9 protein-coding genes are annotated in these 11235 nt (G+C 39.6%); 3 read left to right on the plus strand and 6 right to left on the minus strand.

Annotated features, from left to right (window positions below; genetic code table 11):
• Window positions 1–158: 158 nt before the first annotated feature.
• Window positions 159–836, minus strand: a complete 678-nt coding sequence (locus V7164_RS24435; RefSeq protein ID WP_335344416.1) for a GntR family transcriptional regulator — start codon at window positions 834–836, stop codon at window positions 159–161.
• 450 nt (window positions 837–1286) lie between these two features.
• Between V7164_RS24435 and brnQ (V7164_RS24440) the strand changes: the two genes are divergently transcribed.
• Window positions 1287–2633 (plus strand): branched-chain amino acid transport system II carrier protein, encoded by a 1347-nt coding sequence (gene brnQ / locus V7164_RS24440; protein ID WP_335355522.1) that lies wholly within the window; start codon window positions 1287–1289, stop codon window positions 2631–2633.
• A 51-nt stretch (window positions 2634–2684) separates the two neighbouring features.
• Here the strand turns inward: brnQ (V7164_RS24440) and V7164_RS24445 are convergent, their stop codons facing one another.
• Complete coding sequence (locus V7164_RS24445) at window positions 2685–2918, minus strand: CsbA family protein (RefSeq protein ID WP_335346367.1); 234 nt, start codon at window positions 2916–2918, stop codon at window positions 2685–2687.
• Window positions 2919–3094: 176 nt separating this feature from the next.
• Between V7164_RS24445 and V7164_RS24450 the strand changes: the two genes are divergently transcribed.
• Window positions 3095–3367 (plus strand): alpha/beta-type small acid-soluble spore protein, encoded by a 273-nt coding sequence (locus tag V7164_RS24450; protein WP_335346368.1) that lies wholly within the window; start codon window positions 3095–3097, stop codon window positions 3365–3367.
• Between the two features lie 157 nt (window positions 3368–3524).
• A complete protein-coding gene (locus tag V7164_RS24455; RefSeq protein WP_335346369.1) occupies window positions 3525–4079 on the plus strand; it encodes a hypothetical protein in 555 nt (184 codons plus the stop codon).
• Window positions 4080–4392: 313 nt separating this feature from the next.
• Here the strand turns inward: V7164_RS24455 and V7164_RS24460 are convergent, their stop codons facing one another.
• From V7164_RS24460 to V7164_RS24475, 4 genes are all read right to left on the minus strand, one after another.
• Entirely contained in the window at window positions 4393–5970 is a 1578-nt protein-coding gene (locus tag V7164_RS24460; protein WP_335355523.1) for an acetolactate synthase large subunit, read from the minus strand.
• Between the two features lie 139 nt (window positions 5971–6109).
• Window positions 6110–7699, minus strand: a complete 1590-nt coding sequence (locus tag V7164_RS24465; protein ID WP_335346371.1) for an amidohydrolase — start codon at window positions 7697–7699, stop codon at window positions 6110–6112.
• 50 nt (window positions 7700–7749) lie between these two features.
• Window positions 7750–9072 (minus strand): branched-chain amino acid transport system II carrier protein, encoded by a 1323-nt coding sequence (brnQ, locus tag V7164_RS24470; RefSeq protein ID WP_335355524.1) that lies wholly within the window; start codon window positions 9070–9072, stop codon window positions 7750–7752.
• Window positions 9073–9400: 328 nt separating this feature from the next.
• On the minus strand, window positions 9401–10768 hold the full coding sequence (locus V7164_RS24475) for a sigma-54 interaction domain-containing protein (protein ID WP_335355525.1): 1368 nt from the start codon (window positions 10766–10768) through the stop codon (window positions 9401–9403).
• Window positions 10769–11235 lie beyond the last annotated feature (467 nt).

The following is an 11235-nucleotide window of genomic DNA, read 5'->3' on the forward strand; positions in this document are numbered from 1 at the left end:
ATACGAACGGATATTCGATTATTTTTTAAAATATATTAGGGAAGGTACTAATTATAGGAAAAGGGGAGGAATTTTTAGCGAGGATTTTGTTAATCAACGTATTAAATGTTTTCACCAAATACAAAAGCCTGCCAAAACAACGGCAGGCTAATATTTTTCTATTTATTATTTTTTTCATTCTCCTGTATTGAGTAGAATATCTCAATAGCTTTAACGACATTGTTTCGGGCAATGCGGGAGGCCTCTTCTTTATTTTTCTCTTCAAGGGCCTTCAATATGGCTTCATGCTCCTCAATAGACTCCGGAGTTAGAATAATGGAGTTGTGAAAATAAAGCCTGCGCACATGTGACAGAAGATTTGAAACGGTACTAGAGATATACGAATTGTCGGTTACATCGACAATGCTTTGGTGAAATTCTTCATCAAGTTTTAATGCCGCGTAAGAATCACCCGATTTTACAGCCTCTGCAAATTGATTATTAAGCTCACGAAGAGATTCAATCTGTTCCTGACTAATAATCGGTGTCGCTAATTCTGTAGCTAAAGCTTGCAGCGCTCCTAATGGCGGCAAGATTTTGCTAATATCCTCTTGGTTTACTGATGTAACTTGAGTTCCCACTCCGGGGTACATTTCAACAAACCCTTGAAAGCTGAGCAGCTGTAAAGCCTCTCTAATGGGAGTTCGGCTTACGCCTAAGCTTTTCGCAAGATCCGCATCATGCAACTTTTCTTTAGGATGCAAAGTCCCGTCAATAATCCATTCTAGAATTTGAGAGTAGGCACGCTTTTTTGCGGACATCCGAATAGGAGTGGAATAATTAGCAGGAATCGGCATATAATTACCCCCTTCGTCATTTTAGAAAATCTCATCATGCCTATAAGTTAAACGCTTACATTTTCAGATAATAGTTTTATTATATTAGACTAATAATAAGAATACAATATATTACAAATAAAATACAACCATTTCCCCTATCAATCTTGTAAAAAGTATTTTTATATAATTTTATTTTCAGAAATATATTGCATACACATAGTCCATATGATATATTTTCTTTAATAAAATTATCAGCCTTTGTATTTTGAGCAGGGATGAAAAGAATATTCAAATAATTTTATCTCCTTTGAAAAAACAAAAATCAGACGTTTGCTTTTACTCAATTTACAATAATAAAAATATTATAATAACTTACTGATCTGATTTGGGATTCATAGATGAATAGACAAAAAAATCTCCCTATCAGAACTGCAGTCCATTATTTATGTAAACAGGAGGGAATTCATTATGTCATCAAGAGGGTCATTTTCATTTTTGATTGCTGCAGGTTTTATGCTATTTGCTTTATTCTTTGGGGCTGGGAACTTAATTTTCCCCGTCATGCTTGGGCAAATGGCAGGTGAAAATGTGTGGGCAGCTAATGCCGGATTTATCGTAACTGGCGTAGGCTTGCCATTTCTAGGAATATTAGCTTTAGGCTTTTCAGGTAAAAGTGATTTGCAATCATTAGCAAGCCGTGTGAACCCAGCTTACGGAGTTTTCTTTACAGTGGCTCTATATTTATCAATTGGTCCATTATTTGCTATACCAAGAACAGGCACAGTTTCTTACGAAATTGGCATTAAACCATTTATTGGTGAAACGAACAGTGTCCTGCCGTTAATCATTTTCTCCATTATCTTTTTCGGAGTTACGTTATTCTTTTCATTAAAGGCTTCTAAGCTTGTAGATATTGTTGGAAAAATATTAACGCCATTATTATTAATTTTTATTGCCATTCTTATTGTTGTAGTATTTATTAACCCAATCGGACAAATTCAAGCTCCTACTGAAACTTATATGGAAAATGCCTTTTTTAAAGGATTCCAAGAGGGCTACTTGACGATGGATGCACTTGCTGCGTTTGTATTCGGTATCATCGTCATCAATACAATGAAAGATAGAGGCGCACAAACGAAGAAACAAATTATGACTTCTAGTATGAAGGTTGCTTTCATTGCAGCTGGCCTATTGGCGGTCATTTATTCATCCCTTGCCTATATGGGCGCATCTAGTGTTGAAGGACTTGGGCATTTAGAAAACGGCGGGGAGATTCTTGCTGCAGTCTCTACCCATTATTTCGGTTCATTCGGGAAAGTGTTATTAGCGCTTATTGTTATTGCTGCGTGTTTAACAACAAGTATTGGTCTGATTACAGCATGTGCTTCCTATTTTAATAAACTAGCACCAAGTATTTCTTATACAAAGTGGGCTGTTATCTTCTCCGTTTTTAGCACGGCGATTGCTAACTTTGGATTGTCTACTTTAATTTCAATTTCCGTTCCAGTTTTAGTAGCGCTTTATCCATTAGCTATTTGCTTGATGGCATTAACGTTTCTACACCCTATTTTCAAGGGCAAAACAGCTGTTTATCAAGGCAGTATTTTAATGACTTTTATCGTTAGCTTATTTGACGGATTAAACGCAGCTGGCATCGAAATTAAAGCGATCAATGATTTATTTACAGCGATCCTTCCAGGATATTCTGTAGGAATTGGCTGGATCATTCCTGCCATCATCGGTGGAATTATCGGATATGCGTTTAGCTTTGGAAAAAAAGAAAGCTTAAAAGCATCAGCAATTGAAGGAAAATAAAAGATATAAAAAGGCGATTCTTTTGTAATGAAGAATCGCCTTTTTTTCATATTAAGATCTTTTGTGGATATTTTCCTTCATTCTATTTGCATACCAGAAGCCAGCAGTCAGTGAAAACGCATCGACAACAATGAGCCATATTGAATCTGTATAGCCTTTATAAACTGAAGCTGCAATTAATGCTACCGTCAATACAAGACCAATCACACGATTATATGCCACTCTCGTAAACAGCACCACTAGCAGTCCCGGCAGCAGCAGAGCTGATAGGTATTTTAATAACAATGATTACACCTTCTTTTTCAAAATGATCAATTAGAAAAGCCAAAGGCACCATTCTTTCCTATAAGATAACATAGAATCCCCTATTTCGATAGGTTTTACAAGATTATTCCACAGGATAAACCGATTAGATCCGCACACACTATTGGTAAATTCGCATATCAAGGAGGCCGGAAAACATGGCTAGAAGAAAGCGGCGCCCTCTCGTACCAGATTCAAGAGGAGCTTTAGATCAGTTCAAGAATAAGGTTATGGCCAATGAAGGATACCAAGTGGACAGAGAGAACCCCGACCATGTAAAGTTTGAAGTAGCGGATGAAGTGGGCGTGCCCCTGCAAAAAGGCTACAATGGCCGCCTTACCTCAAGAGAAGCTGGAAAGGTCGGCGGAAAAATCGGCGGGAGCATGGTGAAAGAGCTTGTCCGAATGGCACAGGAACAGATGAAAAAATAAGCGGACGGTTTGTAAAACTGCCTATTTAGGAATTTGCCTCCTAAATGGTCCTATTAAAGATATGATGGCAATTCAAGGTCGAAATCTTATTTACTAAAGGATATATATAATAAAAAGGATTTCCGTGAATATAGTGGATGGCATAGGGAGGTTTGCCATGCACTATTTTAAAAAAGATATGAACGAAATACAAGCTGCTTTTAAAAAATGGCCTAGGGCGAAAAAGATTGTGCTAATCTCTCTTTTGAGCAGCATCGGGGCCATTTTTCAATCGGCAGGAGGATTTTTACCGGGAGTTGGTTATTTCATTAGCCCCTTGGCTACTGCACCTATTATTGTTTGCTCTATTTTTTCGATTCCACTCGGTCTGGCTTCCTACATATTAACAGCTATATTACTTCTGATATTACAGCCTGCCGAGTTAATTGTTTTTCCTTTTACAACGGGGCTATTGGGGCTATTAATCGGGATTTCCTTTCACCTGTTTCGAAAAAGGTGGATTCATATTTTGAGCGGGGCGGCAGGCCTAATGATTGGAATCTGCCTATTATTATACGGATTGAAATTCCCTGTATTAGGGCCAGCCATTTCCCATCAATTTAGCGTTTCGGTTATCGGCTTAATTTTTATTTTCTCTACTTTTTATAGCTGGATCTGGGTTGTTTTAAGCACTAGACTCATAAAAAGAATCCGAGGTATACTATTTTCGTAAGCTTTCAGATGATACCTGTTTCAGGGAGTTTCTCTAATAGACTAAAGTCAGTGATAAACTCCCCAGTTGATGACCGTTCGGAGCGATTTTTTACGGTGATGGTCATCAGATTACCAAGCTGATGACCGTCCAGAGCGTTTTTCCGCGGTGTTGGGCATCAGGCTGCACAACTGATGACCGTTCGGAACAATATTCAACACCAATGGGCATCAGGCTCCCCAGCTGATATCTGCTCAGTATAATATCCACGATGACTGGCTTCGTTCGTCCAGATTGATGAACTCCCAGAGGGGATATTCCCCAGTAACAGCATTTATCCTAAATTAATTTCAATCAGAGTTAGTTCGCCCTGCTTTAACGCCTCATTGAGTATGCCCTCGAATTCGAGTATATCCGCAGTCCGCACCCCTTTAATACCAAAGCTTCTCGCAAGCTGTACAAAATCAGGGTTTCCAAAAGCAGTTCCAAAATCATTGCCCAGTTTTTTCATCATCATTTGTTCTTCCAATTTCAGCTTCGAATCGTTAAGGACAATGATCACAAAGGACAATCCTAATCTTGCTGCTGTTTCGATTTCTGCAAAGTTCATTAGGGCCCCCCCGTCACCCGTTATGCAAATTACCGGATTGGATGGGCATGCCAATTTGGCTCCAATGGCACCGGGAATGGCTATCCCCATTGAAGCCAATCCGTTGGAGATAATAAGCTTATTCGGCTTCTTTGGCTGATAAGTCCGGGCTATTGATACTTTATGTGAACCTACATCCGATAGGACAATCGTATTTTCACATGTACGCTTTTCAATGACTTGCAAAATGGCTGTAATGGATAAAGAAGATTTGGCTTCGTCATTCAAATGGTAGGCCCGTTTTATTTGCTCTCGTAAATTCCCGGATGGCTCCCACGACTTCGGCTTGATTTCAAACCCGTTAAAAGCCTGCAAAGTCCTTTTAACATCTCCAACCAATTCGTTTTGAATAGGATAATATTCATCCGATTCAGCCAGAACAGCATTAATATGGATAACCGGCACCTTCTTTTTATTCCATTCCTTAGGAAGCTGCTCCACAAAATCATATCCAATAACGATAAGCAGATCAGCCTCTTCGATCCCCGGCAGCACCTCATCCTGCTCGCTGAAGCCAAACGTAAAATAATTTAGCGAATGATCTTTAGGCAAAATCCCTTTTGCTTTCATACTATGAGTAACAGGTGCCTGAAGATGGTCGATGAATGCTTGCACCTCCTTTACGGCTTCCCCCCTAATCACCCCATTCCCAACGATGATAAATGGCCTTTGCCTATTGTTGATTTGGTCAATAGCTGCTTTGATCTCTTCATTTACGGGCGTATAGACTGGCAGCGGTTTGACAGTCATCGCATTGTCAGGAATTTTCTGAGCAGCTAAATTTTCCGGTAATTCCACGATAACAGCGCCTGGCTTTTCCATTTTTGCCTTCTGAAAGGCTTTATTTACTACCTCTGCGATCGTTAGGGAATCCTTAATTTGAATGCTCCATTTCGTTGCTGGCTCGAATATTTTAACCAAATCCAAATATTGATGGGATTCCTTATGCTGCCCTTCCAATCCAGCCTGTCCGATGAACGCCACGACAGGTGAGAAATCAAGAGTTGCACTCGCAATCCCCGTTAATAAATTAGTTGCTCCCGGCCCCAATGTAGACGTACACACCCCTGCTTTTCGAGACAGTCTCCCGTAAACATCAGCCATAAAGGCAGCTCCTTGCTCATGCCTCGTATTCACAAATTGAATTTGCTTAGATCGGGAAAGGGAATCGATGAGATCTAGCGTTTCTTTTCCCATGATTCCAAAAATATATTCCACTCCTTCATTTTCTAAACATCGAACAAGAACATCAGTCGCTTTCATATGATCCTCCTAAATAGATTTACTACTTGCATGAATAGATTGGTTATTTGTAGTTTTGCCTATTATTCTGGAATCATTTATCGTGACTGAATGAAAAAAGGAGGAAGCGAATTGTCACCAACTCTGCTTCCTCTCATTATTATTTTTCAAATACCTTTTCCCCGCCCATATAGGTCGCTTCCACCCTAACCTCATCAATCTGTTCAGGGCTCACTTCAAGAATATCCTTATCCAATACGATAAAGTCAGCCTCATACCCTTGCTTTAATTGGCCGATTGCCGGAATACGTGTGATCTCCTGAGCGGCACGTGTGTAAAGCTCAATTGCCGTTTCCACATCTACGCGCTGATCCTTGCCTGTGTCTGTTCCATCATACGCCACACGAGTGACAGCTGCCTTTATGCTGACAAAAGGATCAACCGGATCTGCCCATGCCGTTGCTGGCGCATCAGAAGAGAAGGCTACCTTAATGCCTGCATCCAGCATCTTTTTAACTGGGTAAGTCGTTTTTGAACGCTCTGCCCCAAGATTATTTAAATAGCTTTCGATTTCAGCAAAAAGGAAAATCGGCTGCGGAACAAAGGCAATGCCCGTTTCAGCCGCACGCTGAATCGCCTGTTCTGTTGGCATAGCCGCGTGCTCGATGCGAATAGAAGGCGCATCCTCCAGCCAGCCCTTTTTCCCGTAAAATGTATCAACGATCAAGTCGATCGCTTGCTCACCCATCGCGTGAACGACTAATTGCACACCATACTTTTCTGCCGCCTCAGCCGCTTCAAGCAGTTCTTCTCTAGAAGTTGTAGAAATGCCGTAGTTTTCATCATCGCCTAGGAACGGAGGGTTGACCCAAGACGTTCTGCCGGACACACTGCCGTCTGCAAACAGCTTAATTCCGCCTATATGAATGGGGTTTTCTCTATTTGTCTTATATTCGTCCAAGATCATTTCATTCTTTAAATCCTCCCACATATAATAGAGGACAGTCCGCTGTTTCAGCCCGTGATCTCGCGCTTCATTATACATGTCTAAGTAGTCAATAGGCTTGTTTAATGCCATAAGATCCGTAATGGCCGTAATCCCACGCTCGAATAAAAACGGACTTAACTTAGCAAGAAGTGTTGCATTTTCTTCTATCGAGCGAGCTGGCATCGCATTTAAGACAATATGCCTTGCACTTTCTCGTAAAATACCAGTCGGTTCACCTTTTACGTCGCGATCAATTTGTCCTCCTGGAGGATTTGGTGTGTACTTCGTAATCCCCGCCATCTCCAAAGCCCTGCTATTGACAGAGATAATATGGCCGCATGTACGTGTTACTACAATAGGAATATCAGGAGCCGCTTTATCTAAATCTGAACGAAAAGGCGCGCGCCCATCCCTTAGCTTTCCTTCATCATAGCCCCAGCCTTCAATCCATTCGCCAGAGCCTATAGATTCACTCCGTTTGCGAATCGCTTGAACCATATCATCAATGGAATAAACAACTGGAGCCATACAGGCAACCTGCTTAGCGGCATTCGCTAAATAAAGTGGATGTAAATGCGCATCAATAATTCCAGGCATAACACGGCGATCTTGAAGATTAACACGCTCTCCTTCCAGTTCAACCAAATCCCCTTCATTGCCAATCCAAGCGATACGCCCTTCGCTCACAACCATTGCGCTAGCATAGGGCTGATCTGGATTTGATGTGAAAATTCGCCCATTATGAAAAATTGTTTTATTCATAACTCCCTCTCCTTACCATTAATGTCTTCACTAGTTGAACGTGATCCCCATTATTCATTTTCTAAAAGTTCTATCGTAGGGTCCTGATCTTTTTTTACAGAAATAGTTTTATAGATAAATGTTCCTAAAATAAATCCAATGATGGCGGGTACAAGCCATGAAAAACCGTTTGTACTCAATGGAAGCATAGAGATAAAGCTTTGTACCGCCGAAAAATGAATGCCGATCGCTCCTAATGTTTCTAACACACTAACAATAAATGTTAAAAGAATCGCTCCACGATAGGAACCAGGATTCGGGATTACTTTTCGGAATAAACCAAGGAAAACTAGAACAATGGCTACTGGGTATAGTGCTAGGAAGATTGGCAGGGTATAGTTAATAATTTTTTCTACTCCCATTGACCCAATCGCAATTCCTGTTAAACAAACAACTAACGCCCAAACACGATAGCCAAATTTATTTTTCGTTAAATCATTTAGAAATTCAGCTATAACAGCAATAACACCGATGGCAGAGGTTAAACATGCTAATGCGATGGCGATTGATAGGGCAACTGCACCGCTACTCCCTAATAGGTGGTTAACTAATTCAGATACAAGAGCTGTACTATCCATATCATTTGGGAACATTCCGCTGCCGGAAGCCCCAATGTAAAGCAACCCGCCATAAACAATCAAAAGGCCGGCGCCCGCAATCAATGTTCCAGTAATCGCAATTTTGCGCATCCCTTTTCCTTTATAGCCATAGCTCAAAATCGCAGCGATAAAAATAGGGGCACAAAAAATCCCAGTAACAACATCACCTGTCTGATAGGCACTAATAAAGGCATTGGAAAATGGCGATTTCAAATCTGTTGCAACAGGAGTTCCAATTGGATTAAATACTCCTTTTCCAACAATATATAGAAGAATTAGCACTAATAAAGGCGTTAAAAACTTCCCGATTTTTTCTATAACATTAGATTTATCCATGGCAAAATAAAAACTTATTGCAAAAAAGACGATAATTGTAACAATGGATGGTACTTGAGGAAATAAAGTGTAAACACCAAGCTCATGAGTAGTAGCTGCCATGCGAGGAATGGTGACAAACATACCAATCCCAACCATGAGCAACAGATTAAAAGCTTTATAGAACCACGGACTGATGGGTCTCGTTAATTCTTCAAACCTGCCTCCTGCGTTTAAAATGGCGATGACAGCTAATAATGGGAGTGCAATTCCCGTAACACAGAAGCCAATCAGCGCAGGAATCCAATTCGTGCCCGAGGCGTTGCCAATAGACGGAGGAAAGATTAAGTTTCCTGCACCGAAGTAAATGGCGAATAAGGCAAAACCTAATATAAGACTGTGCTGGACCGTTTTATTCATATTTCTCATCCCTTTCTTTTACCAATAGAAATCGTTTTCATTTTCCTTTTTGCCTTTGCTCTAGGAAGTTCTTCCCGAGCAAGATATCTTTATAAATGCAATTTGCATGCCAACTTTAATTTTAGTAGCTGTCGTTTTAGATTTTTTGAAGATTCTATGACAAGAAAAGTCTTAAACTGACAGGTTTTTCGACAATTTTCTTTCCATTATAATACTTTTCATTATTTTAAATCATGGAAATATTTATTCAGCCAGCATCATTGGTTTCATTAATGGACAAAAAAAGAGGGGGAAAATTTTCTCCCCCTCCGTAAAAAAATCTTTACTATTACCTTAATTGATACTTGTCCAATTTGTATTTTAAAGATTGCTTGGAAAGCCCTAAACGCCTCGCTGTTTCTGCTATTTTTCCGTTCGTTTCATGCAGTTCATTCATGATGATTGTTTTTTCATAGCTTTCAACTGCATCCTTCAACGGCAGCATCTTCGTATGACTAACGTTCACTTTTGCTTCTTTTTCGGAATAATTTCTAATTCGATCAGGAATATCATCGATGGTAATGAGATTTGAACTCACGTTGTTAAAGGCGTTCTCCACCGCGTTCTTCAGCTCTCTAATATTTCCCGGCCAGCTGTATCGTTTAAAACATTCAAGTGCTTCCTCCGTTATGCCTTCCACATATATATTCATATTGTTGGTGTAAAATTTCACATAATATTGTAGAAGTACTTCAATGTCATCAGGTCTGACTGAGAGCTTTGGCAGATTGATTTGCACGACCCCTAAACGAAAAAATAAATCCTGTCTTAATCGCTTTTCAGCAACGAGAATATCCGGATCCTCATTGGTCGCGGAAAGCACTCTTATATCTAATTGAATATTTTTTTTACCGCCAATCCGGCGAATAGTCTTTTCCTCAATCGCCTTTAGCAGCTTCACCTGAAGATTAATATCAAGCGAGTTAATTTCATCTAAAAACAGCGTGCCCCCCTCTGCCTGTTCAAACAGACCAGGCATATCCTCCGAACCAGTATAGCTGCCCTTAGTTGTGCCAAATAACGTGCTTTCCATCAGGCTCGCTGGGATCGCTCCACAGTTGAAGGAAATAAACGGATTGCCAAATCGCTCACTCAAATTATGTATAGACTGGGCCACAACCTCTTTGCCTGTACCGGTTTGCCCATAAATTAAGATCGTAGAGTCCGTTTTCGCTACTTTTTCAATCTTATTTTTAACAGCTATCATCTGCGGATTAACCGTCACAATATCATCAATTGTATAAATGGTATTATTTTTTCGATATATTTTATGCCCAGCATACTGATCAAGAAATTGAATATCTTCTTTCGTAAAAAAATGCTTTGAAAACTCTATAGCCCCAATTACTGTGTTATCCTGCTTAATCGGATATGTAGAGCTTTTCGATACGAACGTACTCCCCGTTTTCGTGATCATTTGCTGCTCAACTTCACATAAAGCTTCCCCTGTTCTTAACACATTCATAATCGTGCTATTTTCAACAGTCAAATTTTTATAAAAAGACGTAATGTTTTTTCCAAGAAACTCCTCTGGCTTTTGACCAAGCTTCTTCAAAATATGCAAGTCTGCTAAATCATAAAAAATCGTTTTCCCCGTTTTATCAACAACAAGAACATTGTCAAAATCAGATAAATGCTTCAAATTGGGTACATCCATATTCACATTTATCCCTCCCATCGAAAAGCAATATAATATATAAACAGTATACAGACACTTTGAACGAAGACAAATTTTTTTATAGCTTGCCCTAGCTATTAGCAAAAAAATATGAGAACCGACTGATGCCGATTCCCATTGTTTACATTTCCACAAGGCCAGGTGATTTGTGATTTTCCATAATTAGTGAGAATGGCATCCAATATTGACAAATATAATTACTAGCATTTTTTCATAATTTATGAGAATTAATACAATTTCAATTAGATTCCTTTACTATTTGAAGTTGAGTCACATCTAACTATTACTGCCCATTTCTATAATATTGTTATCCCCCCTCTCCTCCCCTAATCAATGCTTTTTCACTACAGTAAATAAAACAGCCCTTTTATTAAACAACTAATTATCCAATAGATTACATCTTTCGACATAGATATTATAAAATTGGGCCTTTTTTAATATTTTAT

This window comes from Bacillus sp. JJ1474, assembly GCF_036965225.1.
In the GTDB taxonomy this organism is placed as follows: domain Bacteria; phylum Bacillota; class Bacilli; order Bacillales; family Cytobacillaceae; genus Cytobacillus.

Bases quoted from the DNA above. Each gene is read 5' to 3' on its own strand.
- brnQ (WP_335355524.1), bottom strand. From the start codon at position 9,072: ATGAATAAAACGGTCCAGCACAGTCTTATATTAGGTTTTGCCTTATTC.
- V7164_RS24460 (WP_335355523.1), bottom strand. From the start codon at position 5,970: ATGAAAGCGACTGATGTTCTTGTTCGATGTTTAGAAAATGAAGGAGTG.
- V7164_RS24435 (WP_335344416.1), bottom strand. From the start codon at position 836: ATGCCGATTCCTGCTAATTATTCCACTCCTATTCGGATGTCCGCAAAA.
- V7164_RS24450 (WP_335346368.1), top strand. From the start codon at position 3,095: ATGGCTAGAAGAAAGCGGCGCCCTCTCGTACCAGATTCAAGAGGAGCT.
- V7164_RS24465 (WP_335346371.1), bottom strand. From the start codon at position 7,699: ATGAATAAAACAATTTTTCATAATGGGCGAATTTTCACATCAAATCCA.
- brnQ (WP_335355522.1), top strand. From the start codon at position 1,287: ATGTCATCAAGAGGGTCATTTTCATTTTTGATTGCTGCAGGTTTTATG.
- V7164_RS24455 (WP_335346369.1), top strand. From the start codon at position 3,525: ATGCACTATTTTAAAAAAGATATGAACGAAATACAAGCTGCTTTTAAA.
- V7164_RS24475 (WP_335355525.1), bottom strand. From the start codon at position 10,768: ATGGATGTACCCAATTTGAAGCATTTATCTGATTTTGACAATGTTCTT.